General features: G+C 51.4%; 21 protein-coding genes. 15 read left to right on the top strand and 6 right to left on the bottom strand.

The genetic code is table 11. The annotated features are described in order from the left end of the window. Positions 1-267: 267 nt before the first annotated feature. Together G392_RS0100230 and G392_RS0100225 are read left to right on the top strand one after the other, a co-directional pair. Positions 268-669 (top strand): hypothetical protein, encoded by a 402-nt coding sequence (locus G392_RS0100230; protein WP_156900739.1) that lies wholly within the window; start codon positions 268-270, stop codon positions 667-669. Between the two features lie 100 nt (positions 670-769). Beyond that, a complete protein-coding gene (locus G392_RS0100225) occupies positions 770-2,038 on the top strand; it encodes an RsmB/NOP family class I SAM-dependent RNA methyltransferase (protein WP_027008594.1) in 1,269 nt (422 codons plus the stop codon). A 147-nt stretch (positions 2,039-2,185) separates the two neighbouring features. On the opposite strand, the gene dusB is transcribed toward G392_RS0100225, so the two are convergent. Continuing rightward, positions 2,186-3,136 carry a tRNA dihydrouridine synthase DusB gene (gene dusB, locus G392_RS11605; protein WP_051255517.1) on the bottom strand — a complete coding sequence of 317 codons (951 nt, stop codon included), beginning with the start codon at positions 3,134-3,136 and terminating at the stop codon, positions 2,186-2,188. Positions 3,137-3,312: 176 nt separating this feature from the next. Here dusB and G392_RS0100210 point away from each other — a divergent pair, with 176 nt between their 5' ends. The 3 genes from G392_RS0100210 (at position 3,313) to G392_RS0100200 (ending at position 5,952) form a co-directional block, all read left to right on the top strand. After that, complete coding sequence (locus G392_RS0100210; protein ID WP_027008593.1) at positions 3,313-4,476, top strand: tyrosine-type recombinase/integrase; 1,164 nt, start codon at positions 3,313-3,315, stop codon at positions 4,474-4,476. A 209-nt stretch (positions 4,477-4,685) separates the two neighbouring features. Further along, positions 4,686-5,447, top strand: coding sequence for a hypothetical protein (locus tag G392_RS0100205; protein WP_027008592.1), 762 nt, complete (start codon positions 4,686-4,688; stop codon positions 5,445-5,447). 1 nt (position 5,448) lies between these two features. Next, positions 5,449-5,952 carry a PIN domain-containing protein gene (locus G392_RS0100200; protein WP_027008591.1) on the top strand — a complete coding sequence of 168 codons (504 nt, stop codon included), beginning with the start codon at positions 5,449-5,451 and terminating at the stop codon, positions 5,950-5,952. Positions 5,953-5,984: 32 nt separating this feature from the next. Here the strand turns inward: G392_RS0100200 and G392_RS0100195 are convergent, their stop codons facing one another. The 5 genes from G392_RS0100195 to G392_RS0100175 form a co-directional block, all read right to left on the bottom strand. Next, a complete protein-coding gene (locus G392_RS0100195; protein ID WP_027008590.1) occupies positions 5,985-6,260 on the bottom strand; it encodes a pyocin activator PrtN family protein in 276 nt (91 codons plus the stop codon). Positions 6,261-6,290: 30 nt separating this feature from the next. Further along, the gene (locus G392_RS13440; protein ID WP_156900738.1) at positions 6,291-6,434 is read right to left on the bottom strand and encodes a hypothetical protein; all 144 of its coding nucleotides are present in this window, start codon (positions 6,432-6,434) and stop codon (positions 6,291-6,293) included. Between the two features lies 1 nt (position 6,435). Beyond that, positions 6,436-6,687 carry a hypothetical protein gene (locus G392_RS0100185; protein ID WP_027008589.1) on the bottom strand — a complete coding sequence of 84 codons (252 nt, stop codon included), beginning with the start codon at positions 6,685-6,687 and terminating at the stop codon, positions 6,436-6,438. A 12-nt stretch (positions 6,688-6,699) separates the two neighbouring features. Beyond that, on the bottom strand, positions 6,700-6,957 hold the full coding sequence (locus G392_RS14005) for a hypothetical protein (protein WP_211224327.1): 258 nt from the start codon (positions 6,955-6,957) through the stop codon (positions 6,700-6,702). 191 nt (positions 6,958-7,148) lie between these two features. Next, positions 7,149-7,910, bottom strand: a complete 762-nt coding sequence (locus G392_RS0100175) for a helix-turn-helix domain-containing protein (protein WP_027008587.1) — start codon at positions 7,908-7,910, stop codon at positions 7,149-7,151. A gap of 88 nt (positions 7,911-7,998) precedes the next feature. On the opposite strand from G392_RS0100175, the gene G392_RS0100170 reads away from it, so the two are divergent. The 10 genes from G392_RS0100170 (at position 7,999) to G392_RS0100125 (ending at position 18,787) form a co-directional block, all read left to right on the top strand. Next, the gene (locus G392_RS0100170; protein WP_027008586.1) at positions 7,999-8,247 is read left to right on the top strand and encodes a hypothetical protein; all 249 of its coding nucleotides are present in this window, start codon (positions 7,999-8,001) and stop codon (positions 8,245-8,247) included. Positions 8,248-8,418: 171 nt separating this feature from the next. Then, complete coding sequence (locus G392_RS0100165) at positions 8,419-8,868, top strand: phage regulatory CII family protein (RefSeq protein WP_156900736.1); 450 nt, start codon at positions 8,419-8,421, stop codon at positions 8,866-8,868. Then, positions 8,861-11,710 (top strand): DUF5906 domain-containing protein, encoded by a 2,850-nt coding sequence (locus tag G392_RS0100160; RefSeq protein ID WP_027008584.1) that lies wholly within the window; start codon positions 8,861-8,863, stop codon positions 11,708-11,710. The genes G392_RS0100165 and G392_RS0100160 overlap by 8 nt, the downstream gene beginning before the upstream one ends. A gap of 500 nt (positions 11,711-12,210) precedes the next feature. Then, complete coding sequence (locus G392_RS0100155) at positions 12,211-12,621, top strand: RNA polymerase sigma factor sigma-70 region 4 domain-containing protein (RefSeq protein ID WP_027008583.1); 411 nt, start codon at positions 12,211-12,213, stop codon at positions 12,619-12,621. 115 nt (positions 12,622-12,736) lie between these two features. Continuing rightward, a complete protein-coding gene (locus tag G392_RS14270) occupies positions 12,737-13,051 on the top strand; it encodes an HNH endonuclease (RefSeq protein WP_027008582.1) in 315 nt (104 codons plus the stop codon). A 174-nt stretch (positions 13,052-13,225) separates the two neighbouring features. Further along, entirely contained in the window at positions 13,226-13,768 is a 543-nt protein-coding gene (locus G392_RS11600; protein WP_051255485.1) for a terminase small subunit, read from the top strand. Position 13,769: 1 nt separating this feature from the next. After that, complete coding sequence (locus G392_RS0100140) at positions 13,770-15,458, top strand: terminase large subunit (protein WP_027008581.1); 1,689 nt, start codon at positions 13,770-13,772, stop codon at positions 15,456-15,458. A gap of 10 nt (positions 15,459-15,468) precedes the next feature. Beyond that, complete coding sequence (locus G392_RS0100135; RefSeq protein WP_027008580.1) at positions 15,469-16,722, top strand: phage portal protein; 1,254 nt, start codon at positions 15,469-15,471, stop codon at positions 16,720-16,722. Further along, positions 16,709-17,539: a head maturation protease, ClpP-related gene (locus G392_RS0100130; protein WP_027008579.1), complete on the top strand. Its 831-nt coding sequence runs from the start codon at positions 16,709-16,711 to the stop codon at positions 17,537-17,539. Before G392_RS0100135 ends, G392_RS0100130 begins: the two co-directional genes overlap by 14 nt. 3 nt (positions 17,540-17,542) lie before the next feature. Further along, positions 17,543-18,787, top strand: coding sequence for a phage major capsid protein (locus tag G392_RS0100125; protein WP_027008578.1), 1,245 nt, complete (start codon positions 17,543-17,545; stop codon positions 18,785-18,787). Positions 18,788-18,811 lie beyond the last annotated feature (24 nt).

The raw sequence follows: 18,811 nt of genomic DNA, 5'->3' as shown, positions 1-18,811 counted from the left end.
CGTTAAGTATAAGCGGGAAATCGGGGAAATTCAATTTTGGCGGCGGTATGATAAATCTTTTCTTGACGTTTCTTTTTTTTTTTTTACAATTCTTTTCGATTACAACCCTCCAACAAAGGCAAAACCATGCAAAACCAAACAATCCGTTCTTTTTACAAACCGTTTGCCGCGTGCGCGTGTGCGCTGGCACTGGCAGCCTGTGCCGCCGCCCCTTTAACCGAACAATCCAAGCCCGCCGATGCTGCCGCGCTGTTGAAAGGGAAATGGATGATGTGTCAGGACGGTATTGCCATCAGGCAAAAAATCAGCCGGAACAGTCGCGATACGGTTACACTGAAATTCACACATGCCGAACAATACGAACAATCTGATTGCACCGGCGCGGTGAAGCAATCCATCGGAACAAAAGAATTTCTCGAAAAAATGGGCTTGCAAAAAGGCAATTTTAACTATAAATTAAAAATCAACGATTTGAAAAATAAAGGAAATGCTTTTACCGCGCCGGTAACCGTATTTTCTTCCGTTCAGGCAAAAATGAAAACGGAAGATAAAAATCTCAACATTGAGGGGGAAGGCACATCAGAAGGTGTTTTACACATTCAAGCCGATGGTTCAGAATTTGAAATGGAAATGGGCAACAGCCGTATGAAGCTGATTCGCGCAAAATAAACCCGTGTCCGCCCCAAGCGCCGCCAACGCTTGGGGCTGATTATTGGTTTTAAGCGCCATTGGCGATAAAATCAAGCATTTTGCCGATGGATTGTTTATCATGACGCCCACAGCCGCCCAATTGCACCACACTGCCGCCGTTTTGGCGCAGATGCTTACCTTTGCCCAGCCTGCCGATGCCGTTCTGTCGGCGTATTTCCGCCGCCACCCCAAGCTCGGGCGCAACGACCGCCGCGAAATCGCCGAAACCGCGTTCGCCGCCCTGCGCCATCTGCAAAAAATCCAAGCGGTTTTGCCCCAACCTGCCCAAGCCCCCCAACGTGCGGCATTGGCGGCATTGGTGCTGGGGCGCGGCTGCAACATCAGCCAACTGGAAACCTTGCTGGCAGACGGCGACCGCGATTTTCTCACCGCGCTCAAAGCCCGCAAAGCCGACTTTGCCGCCGACCCCAATACCGCCGCCGAACTACCCGAATGGCTGCTCGCCCACCTGCAAACCCATTGGACGGATGCGGAAATCACCGCATTCGGACGCAGCGTCTCCCGCCCCGCACCTTTGGACTTGCGCGTCAATACCCTGAAAAGCAAGCGCGATAAAGTATTGGCACAACTGCAAAAAGAATTTCCCGATGCCCAAGCCGCGCCCTACGCGCCCCATGCCTTGCGTTTGCACGACAAACCCGCGCTCAACCGCCACCCCCTGTTTTTGGACGGCACACTGGAAGTACAGGACGAAGGCAGCCAACTGCTCGCCCTGCTGCTCGGTGCCAAACGCGGCGAAATCATCGTGGATTTTTGTGCGGGCGCGGGCGGAAAAACACTGGCAATCGGCGCACAAACCGCCAACACAGGGCGCATTTATGCCTTTGACGTATCGGAAAAACGCCTGTCCAAGCTCAAACCGCGCATGCGCCGCGCCGGCTTGACCAACATCAGCCCCGAACGCATCAGCTCCGAACGCGACCCGCGCATCGCCCGTTTGCGCGGTAAAGCCGACCGCGTGCTGGTGGACGCACCCTGCTCCGGCTTGGGCACACTGCGGCGCAATCCCGACCTGAAATACCGCCAATCCGCCGCCACCGTGCAAAATCTTGTTTTCCAGCAAGAAAACATCTTGAAAGCGGCTGCCGCATTGGTGCGGGACGGCGGACGTTTGCTCTACGCCACCTGCAGCGTACTGCCCGAAGAAAACGAACAACAGGCGCAACGCTTTCTCGACAGCCACTCCGATTTTATGCTGCTGGACTGCGCCCGATTGCTGCAAACACAAAAAATTGATTTGGATACGGGCAAATACTTGCAATTGAATACGGCGCGACACGGCACGGACGGCTTTTTCGCCGCCGTGTTCGAGCGGAAAAGTGGCTAAAGCGTGTCATCATTTAGACTTTTTCACTGAAAATCAGTGGCAGGTTGGGTTGGAACGAAGTGAAAACCCAACGATTTCACGATAAAACAATGTATTGTTGGGTTTGCGCTACGCTTCAACCCAAGCTACGCAGGAATGACTTGTCCTTTAGGGTGCGTCATCATGCCAAAATGCGCGGCATTGCCCCGTTTTCGCCAAAAACGCCGCCAGAGCGTCCTGCTGCGCGTTCGCTGCGTCCAAGCGGTTGAATGATTGGCGGAATACTTCGCCATCGGGCAAATGCGCCACATACCAGCCGATGTGTTTGCGGGCAATGCGTACCCCTGCCGTTTCGCCGTAAAAGCCGTGCATCGCCGCCAAATGCGCCAAAACCGTTTCGCAGGCTGATTGAAACGGTACGGGCAGTGGCAAAGTGTTGTTTTCCAAAAACTGTTTGATTTGCGCGAACAGCCAAGGATTGCCCTGCGCCGCCCGTCCGAGCATTACGCCGTCCGCGCCGGTTTGTGCGAGTACGGCGGCGGCTTTGTGCGGCGAATCTATGTCGCCGTTTACCCACACGGGCATGCTGATTTCTTGTTTTACCTGTGCAATCAATTCATAACGCGCTTCGCCGCGATACATTTGTGTGCGCGTGCGCCCGTGTACCGCCAGCGCCGCAATGCCCGCTTGCTCGGCGATGCGGGCGATAAGGGGCAGGTTTTGATGTTCATCGCTCCAGCCCAAACGGGTTTTCAGGGTAACGGGCACGTCCACCGCCGCCACCACCGCGTTTAAAATCTGTTCCACCAATTTTTCATTTTGCAACAAGGCACTGCCCGCCAGCACATTGCACACTTTTTTGGCGGGGCAGCCCATATTGATGTCAATCACTTGTGCGCCGTTGGCAACGTTGTATCGCGCCGCTTGCGCCATCTGCTGCGGGTCGCTGCCGGCAATCTGTACGGCAATCACACCGCTTTCGCCCGCATGGTCGCTGCGGCTCAAGGTTTTGCGGGTGTGGCGCAAGGCGGGGTTGTCGGTAATCATTTCGCTGACCGCCCAATCCGCGCCGAATTGTTTTGCCAGAATTCTCATGGGCTTGTCGGTGATGCCCGCCATCGGGGCGAGCAGCACGCGGGCTTGTTTTAACTTTTCAATAACTTGCTTGTTTTCTTTTCGTTTTTTATCACAATCCATCTTGTTTTTACCCGCGTTTTCACGTTTATTCCTGCGTATTTTCGCGCATTCGCTGTACCATATCTACACCATTTTCAAACTGTGAAAGGATGGTGCAAATGGGCAGCATCATTAAGCGTAGCAATCCGTCCGGCGAAACGGTTTACCGCGCCCAAATCCGCATCACTCGGGCAGGATACCCTAATTTTTCCGAAAGCAAAACGTTTTCCAAACGAGCCTTGGCCGCCGCGTGGCTGAAAAAGCGCGAAGCGGAATTGGAAGCCAATCCCGACCTTCTGTTTGAAAAAGGGCGCAAGCGCGAGCTGATGCCTACGGTGGCCGAAGCGGTGGAACGCTACATTGCCGAAGCAGACGGGGACTTCGGCCGCAACAAGCCGTCATCGATGCGTTTTATGGCGCGTTTTCCGATTGGCCAAATCCGCCTTGACCGTTTGCGAAAGATAGATTTTTCCGATTTTGCCTTGTCGCGGCGGCAAGGTTCGCGCGGCATTGCGCCGGTGTCGCCGTCCACCATCAACAATGACTTGCAATATCTGCGCTCGCTGCTGAAACACGCTTATTTTGTGTGGGGCATGCCGGTAAGCTGGTCGGATTTGGATTTGGCGATGGAGGGCTTGCGGCGCGGGCGCATTATCGGCAAATCGGAGGAGCGCGACCGCTTGCCGACCGGCGCGGAGTTGCAGGCACTCACTACGTTTTTTTACCGGCAATGGCGGGATTATCCGGCGCAATGCAAATATCCGATGCACTTGATTATCTGGTTTGCGGTATATTCGGGGCGGCGCGTGAGCGAGATTGCCCGCCTGCGTTTGGACGATTGGGACAGGCAGCACGGCGAATGGCTGGTGCGCGACATCAAACACCCGCGCGGCAGCAAGGGCAACCATCATGCGTTTTTGGTGCGCGATGACGTGCGGACGGTGGTGGACGTTATGATGTCGGATGCGGTGCGCGGGCGGCTGAAACGGCGCGGATTGGGAGCAGCTTATCTGATTGGCGGTAACAGTGCCAGCATCGGTACGGCGTTTCAGGCAGCGTGCAAAGTATTGGGTATCGAGGATTTGCGTTTTCATGACTTACGCCATGAGGCAAGCACGCGGCTGGCTGAAGACGGTTTGACGATTCCACAGATACAGCAAATCACGCTGCATGAGAGTTGGGAGACCTTGCGCCGTTATGTAAACTTAAGGCGGCGGCCGGAGCGTTTGGATTTTGCCGATGCGATGCGGGTGGCATCGGGCGGCAAGTTTCAGGCTGCCTGAAATGGGGAAATGCTATAAGCAATCAATTTGTTGAGTTTTTGATTCGGTCTGCTGCGATACGACATAATAACGATACAAATTCAACTTTAAACTAAAATCGTTGTTTCCACAGCAGGGCAAATCCATTATGATACGAAACTGAATAAATAAATTTCCTTTTACGCAGCGCAAAACCATTCTTCCATCAACTTTCCAATACAGGTGATGAAATGATAAAAATCCACGAAAAAGGCGTGTTTGCCTTAAGCGTTTCATCGCTGGATGAAAACAGGCATCTTACCCCACGCACAACTTCCGCGCAGGCTATGCAGGAATATCTGCGCCTGTTTACTTCCCTGCTGGCTCAAGAAGGAATCAGCAAAGACAGTATTTTGTTTGATGAAATCAGCGAAGGCTGTACACAAATCGCATTGCGCCCGCCCTTGCAAGAGTTTGAACGGCTTGCAAGCAGCCTGCGTATGTTGGGTGAAATTCCTTTTAAGAAAATCTTAAACTGCCTTAAACAAAACGGACACCGTGCCACTTTGTTGGATACACAAGGCGTTGTAAGGGAATTGATACCGGATACGGTAGAAAATTTCTGCTACGAAGTCTATCAGGAAGACGTCTTTCGGGGAAGGTTGGTACAAATTGGCGGTAAAGGCAAAAAAAATGTATCCCTGACATTGGCAGACGATGACGGTTCGGCAACCGTTTCTTTAATGGTGGAAAGCAAAGAGCTGGCACAAAAATTGGCAATGAATCTATATCGCTTTATGGAATGCAAAGGCGGTGGGATTTTACGTTTTCATCCCGATGATTTTGAGTGGAAACCGGTTGGCGACAAGTTTTGTATTTATGATTTTGAATTGTTAGATGAAGTTAATGATGCCGTTTATGAAGATTGGTTGAGTCGGTTTAGAGCAGTGGATTCCGAATGGCGGTATATTGCTGACCCTATTGCCAAGTTGGAATCTATTCGGGAAGGCTGAAATGATTGTTTTGGATAATAATGCGTTGGTTTTTTTATATCGTCCTGCCGGCGGCCAGCAAGATTTGCATCATAAAATGCAATATTTATTTGATGAGCAGAAACGGGCAAAGAAAACTTTCGGCATCCCCGCTCCTGCATTGGCAGAATTTCTGATTGGCGAACCCAATCCGGCCAAACGCCAAGAATTCTTAAGCTTATTTTCCGGAAAAAGCAAGGTATATCAAATATTGGATTTTGATATGAAAAGCTCGGTAATGTGTACGATGATTTCGGATATAATGAATAATCGTCCGAATGAGTGTAGTAAAGAGCCGCGTCAAAAAGTCAAAGTAGACCGCCAAATTCTTGCTATTGCCATTAGCAATAAAGCAAAGTTGATTATTTCAAATGATAAAGGATTACTTAACGCGGCACGATATTTGGCCGAACAGCAATTTAAAATTCAAGCTGTTGATGTTAGCGAAATTACTGTTCCTGTAGAAACACAAAGTACTTTGTTTTGAATGTAAACCGCCCCTGTTTCGGGCGGTTTGTTTTAATGATTTACCTTGCGCCAATCATCTGCCGCTTCCGCCGCCTGACTGTCCAACCAAGCCGCCACGTCCGCCACGCGCACCAGATACGGCGATTTTTTGCTGTTTTTGTCGGCCTTGAATGCGGGAAACGGCAGGGTTTGTTCGGCGGCGCGGCGTTTGGCTTGGTCTATGCCGATATGCGGCAGATAGTGTTTGAGGATTTCATCAAGCGGCACGGTGGTGGATTGGTAGCGCATCGCCAGCATAAAGGCAGTATTCGGGGTGTCGGTTTGCATGATTTTTCCTTTTGGGGCGGACATGGCGGCTTACAGTTTTTCATTAACTAGGTCTTTGAGATGGCCGCGCTTATAAAACGCCACCGCCAGCAATACGCCCAAGACGATGCCGCCGAGCAGACAGCCGCCGACAAGAGTATATAAGGACAGGGTAAAGGTGATTTCTTGTTCCATTTCAGACTGCCTTCTGTTTGGTGAGTGAATAAACGGGTTTGCTTTTGTAATCGCTGTTGGCGGAGAGCATGGATTGCTCGGCGAAATACAGCTTTTGATGCAGGGGCATTTTGAGCTTGGTTTGGGCTTGCCAACGCCGAATGATGTGGTTGCGGATAAATTCGTTTTCATCGCCCTCCGGACGGTTGGGGAGGGGAACGTTTACTTTGTCCAAGATGGCTTGGAGTTTGCGGGGGAGTTTGGTTGTTTTCATGGCAGGTTTCCCTTACTGTGATAATTGGATAAACGTTGCATCTGCCTGTTTGCGGAACGTGCGGTAAACAAACTGGATTTGACGGTGTTGCGCCGTGCTAATCATGCCAACCGCGTAAGCGGCAACAACGGTTTGCAGCATGCCTTTCAGTTTTTGGGCGGCAGCATCAAAAGCGTTAAAATCTCCGCGTTCCAGCAAAATCAAGGCATGAATTGACGCGTCTTTGATTTTGGATAAAACGGCATCGGTAAAAATTTGCGTTCTCTGCATGGTGTTTTCCCATGAATTTGTTTTAATTATTTTCAAATTTAAACCATTTTAAATAAAAAGTAAACGTAAAATAGTTTAACAAGTTTTAAATTTTGTATTTAATATTGTTTTAAAAAGAAATTCTTTTGACAACAAGCGCAAAAAAACCGCCTTTCGGATAAGAAAGGCGGTGGTTTAAAACAAAATCAAATTTATTGGTTGGCGAGTTTTTGCTGTAAAGTGGCGGAATCAAAAAGGGGTTTTTGCTTTTCTACTACCATGCCGACAATTTGCTCAATATTGTCAAATGTTAAGATTTCATCTTCCTGGTGCTGTTTAAAATACTGCCCGCGAATATTATTGTAAAACTGTGCAATGATAAATGTTTGTTCGGGCTGTTTCAGTTGTACCAAAGCGCAGTCGCTACTGTGCAAATTTCTGATTTCAGGCGAAATAATCAATACATCATCTTTATCAAAAAAAATCGTGGTATTGGGGTCAAACATGCTGTCGTCCGGCATCAAAAAACCGAATAAGCCCGTTCCTGCCTGAATGCCGCTAAATGTGGTGTTGATGGGCGGAGGATTGCTTCCACCAACATATTGTCCGACCGTATCCACGTTAAAAATCGGAATTTCAACGCAATTCACAGGCAAATTCTGGGTAAACGCGCTTTCAATCTCTTCAAAGTCCCGTTCAAATTTTTCTTGCACCATCACTACGTTTAAAAAGTTCGGGTTGATGTTTTTGCTGTCCGAAAGCCAGCCGACAGGTTTGCCCAAAGCGGTTTCAATATCCAGCACGACTTTATCGCCCGCCGCACGTTGGTTGCGAATGATATTATTGATTTGTTGGACGGGTTTTCCGACTTTCTCGGCAAAATTGCTTTGATGGCCTTGAAAATCTTCGGCGATAACTTGCTGAATCAAAATGCGGCGAATGTCGCTTAATTCATTTTTTTTCTCTTTAAACATATCGGTTTAGGTAATTAATTTAAAAAATAGGTTGAACTATTGATTTAAATTTGATTAAATTTAATCAAATTTAAATCAGGAGAGCTTGATGAGCCAAACAGGTTTTACACCCGATTTCGCGGGATTTTGGCGGTTGCTTTCGGCTGCCGAAAAACGCGACTTTGCCGCGCGTTGCGGTTGCCATTACAACCAACTGTCTGCGTTTAGCGGCGGGCGGCAAATTCCCAGCCTGCGTTTGGCTGCCAAAATGAAAGAGGCCGCAGACGGTGCATTGGACGATGCCGATTTGCGCCCTTTGGTTTTGCTGGAAAAACTGCGTTTAAAGCAACGCACTTGACCGGCTTTTGGTTTGCCGCCTACGACCACAAGGCGGGTTTTCCCCACTCTGTTTGCGCGGGGTGGGGCTTTTTTTGTCTTTGCCAACACAAGCCGAATTTTAGTTTAAAACCCGTTTAATTTAAATCGTTTTTTATCTACCTTTCGGCAGTAATCATGTAGGTATTTGTTTATGCAAAATTTGAATGTGTTGCTTACATCGGCAATCAAGGCTGATGCGGCTGCGTTTTCAGGCAGACAGACGGATTTGAGCCGCGCCGTATGCGGCAGCAATCAGGGTTTGCGCCACAAAATCACTAATTTTCGCGGACAGGCTTTGCACCCTGATGAGTTGGTGGCTTTGCAACAGGTTTCAGGCAGTCGCCACACGGTACAGGAAATGGCACGGCTGTTGGGCGGGGTGTTTGTGCCTTTGCCGAAATGCGGGTGGGAAAATGATGGCGAGCGCAGTGTGATGACGGTGTCTTTATCACTGGCTGAATTGTTTCAGGCAGTATTGTCTGTGCAAGCGGCGGGTTCGGTATCGGCGGCGGAACGCTTGCGTTTGGAGCGTTTGGCGTTTGCGGTGGTGGCGGCCTTGTTTGAATGGCTGTTTGGCTGTTTGGGGGTACATCATGGATAAATTGGATTTTGAGACAGTCAAATCGGCAGCGTTGGCGCACGCGGACGGTTTGTTAGCCGAATGGTTGCCTAGCGGACGTTATGACCGCCACGAATATGTGGCACTCAACCCCACCCGCGCCGACAAACATGCCGGTTCGTTCCGCATCAATGTCCGCAAAGGTTCGTGGGCGGACTTTGCCACTGATGACAAGGGCGGGGATTTAGTATCGCTGTATGCCTATTTGTTCGGCGTGTCGCAGGGCGAAGCGTGTCGGGCGGTGGCGGAGCGACTGCGTATCGGTAATTTTCCCGCCGCCGACAAACAGGCTTTTACCGCCACCAAAAAAGCGCGGAATACTTGGACACCTATTTTGCCCGTTGATGAGCGTTATTTGGCTTCCATGCCGACTTCGCACCACTTTAAGGACAAGGGGCGGCAAAATGCAGAGCGGGTGTCATTATACCGCGATGCACAAGGGCGGGTATTAGGCGCGGTGATGCGTTTCCGCCATGCGGACGGTAGCAAAGATGATATGCCTTGCACTTTTTGCCGCGACCAACACGGAAACATGATGTGGCGGTTTCGGGGATTTGACGAGCCGCGCCCGCTTTACGGTTTGGAAGCGCTGGCGGCGAAACCCGATGCACCTGTTTTATTGGTAGAGGGCGAAAAGTGCAAAGACGCGGCGGCGGCTTGTGCGGATTTGTCGGACTATGTGGCGGTGTCGTGGGCGGGCGGCTCAAACGCTTGGAAAAAAACCGATTGGCAGCCGTTGGCGGGGCGGCGGGTGGTATGCTGGCCGGACTGCGACAGCCAACGCCGCAAACTTACCAAAAAAGATGAAGCGGCGGGTTTGACCGCATCGGATATGCCCTATCTGCCCGCCGATGAGCAGCCGGGCATGGCGGCGATGTTGGGGATTGCGGAGCAGTTAGCAATCATGGGTTGTGCGGTGTCGTTTGTGCGCGTGCCGGAAGCGGGGGTGTGGCCGTGCGGTTACGATGTGGCGGATTTGCTGGACGATGCCGCGCCGCCGGTGTCGCTTCAGGCAGCCTTGTCGGATTTGCGGGTTTATCCATTTGTTGATGATAATGCAAGTTTCCCCGCGCAGCCCCTTCAAAGTGATGGGGCGGACGGAACGCCCGACTCCAACATTGCTGACGGGGGTGGCGGGGGCGTTCCGCCCGCATCAACGGAAGATGCCGATGACGGCGGCGTATTGGCGTGGGTGTTGGCTAATGTGGTGCGAGTAGACGGAAAAGAGCGGTTTTTTTGCATCCCGTTGGCGGCAAATTGGACAAAACGTGAATTGACAAACCGTTTGGGGAAAAACGGTTATGCCGTATTGTTGGCGCATCCCCAATTCCGTAATTGGTCAAAAGTCCGCACGGATACGATTAAGGAACGCCATGATGCCAAAATTCGCGCACAAGACCCGATTTTTCAACTTGACGCCAACCGTTATGTTCTGATTTACGGCACAACCGATGTATGCGACACCAAAGAAATGGGCTATTGCGGTACGGACGGACGAATGCCTGCGGCAGCATTGCGGGCGGCATTGGGTGCAGACCGTTATTCGGCTTGGGAAGACAATCCGAACCGCCTGCAAGTGCGCGTGAATGATTTCGGTTTTTTCCCCGACAGCCCGCACGGTATGGCGAGAAAAGACAATGTGGCTTTATCGGAAGAAGACCGCAAAGACCCTGAAAAACTGCGGAAAACGCTGGATATTGACGAAGAAAATTTCTTATCTTGCGTCAATATTTATGACGGTTTGCCGTTTAAACAGAAAAATATTTGCGAATTGGAAAAGGTTAATCATTATCGGGATTTGATTTTTGGTTATGAAAGTTGCCGCAATATTTTGGCTGCCATTGAGTTGCTGTGCAATCATGATGTCCGCATTACCGAGTGGGTGTTGAATTGGATTGCCTACAGGCTGCGCCACCCCGCCGTCAAACAGGATACGGCGTTGGTTTTTGCCTCTCCCGTTCAGGGTGCGGGCAAGTCTTTGATTTTCGCTACCTTGCTGCCGAAAATTTTCGGACGTTGGGCGGGTGTGTTGGGGCAGTCGGACATGGAAAGCCAATTTTCGGGTGTGTATGAAAACAAGCTGTACATTGTTTACGAAGAAGTAAACAGCCCGCGTAAACGCTTTGATTTGATGGGCAGGCTGAAAAATGAGATTACGGGGGAGTTTATACGGATTGAGAAAAAGGGTATGGACACGGTATATCAACGAAACTATATCGGTTTTGTGTATTTGTCCAATTACCATTCCCCTGTCGTGCCAGAGCAAAATGACCGCCGCTTTTGTATTGTGTCGCCGCAACACAAAATGGATGAGCAGTTTGCGGCGGCGGTGGCGGCCGAAATTTATGATGACAATGCGGTGCAGGATTTTGTAGACTTTCTGTATGCCTTACCCTTATTGTATACGGACGATTTCGGTCGCCGCAAAACCTACCATGCCCATACCCATGCGCCAGAAACCGATGCCAAAAAAGCCATGAAAAAATGGAATGCCCATCCGTATGAAGTCTATGCGGACGATTGGCAGAGCGGTGAGTTGGGTTTGCCGTATATTCCGTGCAAATTGGATGACTGCTTTAAGGTTTTCAATGTTTGGTGCGTTATGGTCAAAGAAAAGGGCATGTCAAAAGAACGTTTTAAAATGGCATTGAACCATTTGAACGGTATCCGTGTTATTCGGACGGCGGTAGAGGGCAGTCAGAAGCAGGTATGGCTGGTTGTTCCCCCAAATATTAAAAAACCTGATAATATGCCGATGCCGAGATTTTATTTGCATTCGGCTGATAAATTTGCCCGCGCCATGAGTAAGCAGAGCTGGCTGTAAACCGTTTCTCCTAAATTAAACTTTGTTTTTAAGGGATATTTGGATTTTCTCCAAATATCCCTTATTTTCTCCAAGTGTTTTCTCCTAAGTTAAGCATTGTTTTATTTGGATTATTGTATTTTCTCTCAATTTCTCACAATGTTTTTGCTCCGTGTGCGGGAGAATATTTTTTGTTTATTCCGTATTTGTTTATTTGTTGTGGTTTTGAAAAACATTGCTCGCGTATGGAATAAAACCGCATGGAGAATTAGGAGAAAATATCTTTTCATATTTAAATCAGTTGTCTATTTAGGAGAAAATGTTCGGAGAAATTAGGAGAAAAATTAAAAAACAATGAGAACCGTTTAAAAACAAAAGACTGTGTATTCTTGACTGTTTAAGACAGCTGCCTGCATAATCTTGTGTTCGGCGAATTCAATCGCGGAATAAATAAAAATAAGGGCTTGGCGATAGGTCTTGCTCGTTTGTATAAATTCAGTGTGGTCGGTCAGGATAGGAGTGTGTCAAAACAGAATGTGCGTTTGTTGTTGCTGCGTTGGGCAAAATGGAAATGTGGTGTGGTAGAATATGAAACCGCTTACCGTTCTCCGCCCAATATGATTTACCGCTTGATGGCGGGCGATGTCGGCGGTGGCAGTGCGGGCGGCTCGCAAATGCCTTATGCTTTCCGCAAGGGTGGGGCGGTTCGGTGGTGTGCCGATATGATGTATCGTCAAATCAATGATGTGATTGAACAGTTGCCGCGCCGCCGCCGTGAAGCGGTGTATTTGGAATTTTTGGAAACCGGTACGCAAAAAGACAAAGCCGCCCGCATGGGTGTCGGTTTAAGAGCGTATGAGAAAAATTTAAATTCTGCATTTAAACAAATTTATAGCCATCAGTTAATCAAAAATCTTGTTAAAGCAGCTTGAAAAAGGTTCGGTTTGATGTTTAAATTATGCAAAAATTAGGTTTAATGAATTTAAATTAAATCAAAAACCGCCGCTTGCCCCGTGTATTGCGGCGGTTTTGCATGGGGCAATCGCCATGACAAGATTAAAAACATTGGGCAGCCGCATCACCGCATCGCCCGCCGCCCGCATCAAATCCGCCCCTGAAGTTCAAAATTGGGGCAAAGGGCGCGGCGGCAGACCTTGGCGGCGGTTGCGTGAGCAGGTTTTATTGCGGGACGGCTACACTTGCCGCCATTGCGGACGGGTTTGTCTGCCCGAAAACCTGCAAGCCGACCATATTATTAACACCGCACGCGGCGGCACAGATGATTTGGTCAATCTGCAAACACTTTGCACCGATTGCCATGCCGCCAAAACCGCCGCCGAAAGCAAGGGCGGGGGGCGGTAAAAGTCTGGGCAGCTTGGCGGCGGACACCGCGCAGATTCCCATTCGCAGAATTTTTTCCCCTGTAGAAAATGTTAAATCCCATTTTAACAAACTGAAACACCAATATTTTTTAGCATTTTATGCCAAATTCAGGCAGCCTGAAAAAAAACCACCGCCCACACACGGAGCATCATCATGGAACGCAGCAAAGAAGAAAAATACCGCCTGTTTGCCGCCGCCCGCGTGCGCGGGGCCAGCAATAAAGAAGCCGCAATAGAAGCCGGATACAGCAAAAAAACCGCCAGCGCGGCAGGCGCACGCTTGGCAAAACAGCCCGAAGTGCAAGCCCTGATGACGGCAATGGCACAAAATACACCGACAAACCCTGCCGCAAAAGCGGAAACGCCCGCGCCGACCGAAGCCGCACCCGCCATACCGCCCGCGCGCGCCCGCGCCGTCTTCAACGGCGAAACGGTGGAACTGGACGGACAAACCTACACCCTGTCTGACCCCAAAGACCTGCTCACCCTGCATATGCTCGGCGTGATTGCCTTAAGCAAACAACAGCAAGAGTCAGCCAAAGCCCTGCTGCCTTTCGCGCACGGCAAAATCGGCGACCAAGGCAAAAAAGGCGCGGAAGCCGAAGCCGCCCGCCAAGTGGTGCAAAACAGCCTGTTTGCCCCCATGCCGCCGCCGCCCGACAAGCAAAACAGCTTATTTTCCGCCGTAACCCACTGATATGCGCCACCCTTACCCCCATTACAGCACTGCTTGCCCCGATTGGCAAAGCCGCATAGTCAAAAAACAAAGCCTGATACCCTGCGGCGCACTGTTCCCCGAACAGGCAGACTTGGCATTGCGGGTATTCAAAGAACTGGTGCTGCCCGATGTGGCGGGCGTGCCGAAAATCGGCATGGTAACGCGGCAATGGATTTACGATTTTGTCGCCGCCGTGTTCGGCGCATACAACCCCAACACGGGCGAACGGTTGATACAAGAGTTTTTTCTTTTAATCTCAAAGAAAAACGCCAAGTCCACCATCAGCGCGGGCATTATGCTCACCGCCCTGATTTTAAACTGGCGGGCAGAAGCCGAATTTTTTATTATCGCGCCCACCGTAGAAGTGGCAAACAACAGCTTTAAACCCGCCAAAGCCATGATACGCGCCGATGCGCGGCTGTCCGCCCTGTTTCAGGTGCGCGACCACACCCGCGAAATCGTCCACCGCGAAACCGGTGCGGTATTGAAAGTCATCGCCGCCGAAAGCGACACCGTGTCCGGCATCAAAGGCACGGGCGTGTTGATTGAGGAAGTCTGGCTGTTCGGCAAACGCCCCAAAGCCGCCGATATGTTTATTGAAGCCAAAGGCGGCTTGGCAGCGCGACCCGAAGGCTTTGTGATTTACCTGTCCACCCATTCGGACGAAGCCCCTGCGGGCGTATTTGCCGACCTGCTCAAACGCGCCCGCGCCGTGCGCGATGGCAAAGTAGAAAACAAACGTTTTCTGCCCGTGTTATACGAATTTCCGCCCGCCATGCTGGCGGACGGACGGCACAAGCTGCCTGAAAATTTTTACATCACCAATCCAAACTTGGGGGCTTCCGTATCGGAAGCCTTTTTGCTGGGCGAATTTGCCACGGCGCGGCACGATGGCGAAACCGCGCTGCGCCGTTTTATGGCGAAACATCTAAACGTTGAAATCGGACTTTCGCTGTCGGCGGATTATTGGGCGGGCGCGGAGTTTTGGGAAGCCGCCGCCATTGCCAACTGTTCGCTGGACGATATTGTCGCCGAAAGCGAAGTCATCACCATCGGCATAGACGGCGGCGGCTTGGACGACCTGCTCGGTTTGGCGGTGGTGGGGCGCAGCCGCAGCAATCCGCGCCAATGGCTGGCATGGCATCACGCATGGGCGCACCCGTCCGTGCTGCAACGCCGTAAGGAAATCGCGCCGAAACTGCACGATTTTGCCCGCGCCGGCGATTTGACTCTGGTAAACCACATCGGCGAAGACACCGATGATGTTGCCGCCATTTGTGCCGATATATTTGAAAGCGGGCTGTTGGACAAAATCGGGCTTGACCCGCACGGCGTGGGCGCGATTTTGGACGCAATGCTGGCACGCGGGCTGCCGGAAGATGCCATTATCGGAATCTCGCAGGGCTGGAAACTCGGTTCGGCGATTAAAACCGCCGAACGCAAACTTGCCGAAGGCTGCCTGAAACACGGCGGCAGCGCGATGATGAATTGGGTGGTGGGCAATGCCCGTGTGGAAGCGCGTGCCAACGGTATTTTGATTACCAAACAGGCTTCCGGCACGGCAAAAATTGACCCTTTGATAGCCCTGTTTAACGCCGTTTCGCTGATGGCATTGAACCCGCAATCGCGCCGCTCGGTATATGAACAGCGCGGTTTGCGTTTTTTATAGACAGTAACTTATGGCAAAAGACAAACACAAAACCAAAAAATCCGCCCGTGTCCGCGCCGAATCGGGCGGGCAGAGCTTTGACAGCCTGAATGACCCTGAGGTATTGGAATTTATCCGCACGGGGCAGACCCAAAGCGGGGTAAACAGCAACGGACGCAAAGCATTGGCGAATATGGCGTTGTACCGTTGCGTTACCCTGATTGCCCAAAGCGTTGCCATGCTGCCGCTTAATCTGATACACGATGATGAGGGCAAACAGGCGGCAACGGACAATCCGCTTTACCGCCTGTTGAAAAAACAGCCCAATGCCTACCAAACCGCCTATGAGTTCCGCCTGCTGATGCAGGGCTGGGTGTTGCAATACGGCAATGCCTATGCCCGCATTGTGCGCGGCGTGGGCGGTAAAGTGCTGGCATTGCACCCTATCCACCCGATGCAGGTACAGGCAGAGCAAAACCCCGATTTCAGCCTGCGCTACCGAATTACCCGTAAAGACGGGGCGTTGCTGGATTTGGACGGCAGCCAAATGCTGCATATCCGTGATTTTAGCGATGACGGGATTGTCGGTATTTCGCGGGTCAAACTGGCGAAAAAGGCACTGGGTATTGCTTTTGATGCGGAAACCGCCGCCGAAAGCCTGTTTCAAAACGGCGTATTGGCAGGCGGTGCGCTGTCTGCGCCCAATGCCTTAAGCGATAAGGCTTACGAGCGGCTGAAACACAGCCTGCACGAGCGGCACAAGGGCGCGGATAAGGCGGGCGACTTTATGATTTTGGAAGAGGGTTTAAAAGCGGAAAAATGGGCGAATACCGCCAGCGATGCCCAGCATATTGAACAACGCAACCACCAAATTGAAGAAATCGCCCGCCTGTTTGCCGTGCCGCGCCCCCTGTTGATGATGGACGATACCAGTTGGGGTAGCGGCATCAGCGAATTGGGTTTGTTTTTTCACAAATACGGGCTGCTGCCGTGGCTGACCGCTTGGGAACAGGCACTCAACCGCAGCCTGCTGAACGCCCAAGAGCAAGACCGTTATGTATTCAAATTTAACGCAGGGGCGTTGTTGCGCGGCAGCCTGAAAGAACAGGCGGAATTTTTTGCTAAAGCCTTGGGTAGCGGCGGACACGGCGGCTGGCTCACGCAAAACGAAGTGCGCGAAATCAGCGATTCGCCGCGTATCGCCGACCCCGAAGCCGACAAATTGCGACCGCCGCAGCAAGGCAAAGACCGAACCAATAAGGAAAAAGACGATGAGCCTGATTAAATTGCCCGAAATCCAAGCCCGTCAAAGCACCCAAATCAGCTTTGACCCGCCTCATGAAGCCCTGAACCATTGGCAACCCGACAAAACCGCCCGCGCCCAAGCGGGCGAAACCGTCTTGGAACTGTACGGCATTGTCGGCGATGACTGGTGCGACAAGCCCGTTACTGCCGAGCGGGTATCCGCTTTCTTGGCAGAGCGGCAAGATGTTACCGTATCCATCAACAGTCCGGGCGGCAGCTATTTTGAAGGCATCGGCATCTACAACCTGCTGCGGGCGCACCCGCACAAAATCACCGTGCAGATTATCGGCGATGCCGCATCTGCCGCCAGCGTGATTGCGATGGCGGGCGATGAAATCCTAATCGGCGATGGCGCGTTTGTGATGATACACAATGCTTGGGGTGCAGTATGGGGCAACCGTCATGAATTGGCGCAAAGCATAGACCTGCTCGCCCAAATTGACGAAGCCATGGCAAGCCTGTATGCCGCCCGCACCGGCAAAGACCAAGCCGATATTGCCGCCATGATGGATAAAGAAACATGGCTCAATGCCGACACCGCCCTTGCCGAAGGCTTTGCCACCGCCAAGCTGCACGATGCCCCCGTATCCGACCCTGACAACGGCGGCGCGGAACGCAAAGCCAAAGCACAAATTGAAAGTGCCTTACGCGCACAAGGTTACAGCCGCAGCCAAGCCCGCGCCATTATCCAAAGCTACAAACACGGCACGCCCCGCGCTGCCGTACCCGTCATGCCACGCGCTGACACCCCCGACCCCGAAGCATTGCAACAATTACTGGATAACTTGAAAGGTTAAAACATGAAACAAAGACCGACTTTTACCCCGAAACGCGGCTTGCTTGGCGTATTTGCGCAAGGCGAAGCCCCCGATGCCAATACCCTGCTGGCAAAACTGGCAAAGGGTATTGAAGAATTTAAAACTGAAAAAACCCAAGAAATTGCCGATTTGCAGGCAAAATTGGCAAAAACCGCCGACAGCGAAAGCGTGCAATCGCTGACGGAAAAACTGACTGCCGCCGAAGCCGCGCTGAATGCCCTGAACGAACAGTTTGCCGCCGCGCAACTGAACGGCGGCACAGGCAAACCCGATAAGGACGCACAGGCACACGCCGAAGCGGTATTGGCGTTTATGCGGCGCGGCGAAGAACGTGCCGAATTGAAAAAATCCGACAGCGCAAACGGCGGCTATTTGGTGCCGGACGAGTGGGACAGAAGCATTACCGACAAATTGCAGGAATTTTCCCCGTTGCGGCGGATTTTTCATGTTCAGACCGTTTCCACGCCGCATTTTGAAAAGCTGTATAACCTGCACGGCGCGACATCGGGCTGGGTGGGCGAAGAAGATGCCCGCAACAACACCAATACGCCCACGTTCAAACAACTGAAATTTGAAACGGGCGAGATTTATGCCAACCCTGCCGCCACGCAGCAGATTTTGGATGATGCCGAAATCAATTTGGAAAAATTCTTGGCAGAAGAAGTACAGGCGGAGTTTTCGCTTCAGGAAAACAAAGCCTTTATTAGCGGCGACGGCGAAAAAGGCAAACCTTTCGGGCTGCTGACCTATGTGGAAGGCGCAACCAATGCCAACAAACACCCGTTTGGTGCGATTAAAACCGTTAAAAGCGGCAGTGCCAACGGTTTGACCGCCGACAGCATTATTGATTTGGTGTATGACCTGCCTGCCAAGTTTTCGCAAGGTGCGGTGTTTATCATGAACCGCAAAACCCTTGCCGCCGTCCGCAAGCTGAAAGACAGCACCAATAATTACCTGTGGCAGCCGAGCTTGCAGACGGGACAACCCAGCACGCTGTTGGGCTATCCCTGCTATGAAGTGGCGGAAATGCCCGATGTTGCCGCCAATGCGCTGCCGATTGCGTTTGGCGATATGAAACGCGCCTATATGGTGCTTGACCGCAAAGGCGTGTCTATTTTGCGCGACCCTTATACGCGCAAGCCTTTTGTGCAGTTTTATACCACCAAACGCACGGGCGGCGGTGTAAACAACCCCGAAGCGGTGCGCCTGTTGAAAATTGCCGCCTAACCCCTAACAAGGCTGCCCGAAGCA

Source organism: Conchiformibius kuhniae DSM 17694 (assembly GCF_000428785.1).
Lineage (GTDB): Bacteria > Pseudomonadota > Gammaproteobacteria > Burkholderiales > Neisseriaceae > Conchiformibius > Conchiformibius kuhniae.
Note: the sequence above shows the minus strand (reverse complement) of the source record. Positions and strands in the feature narration are given on the sequence as shown.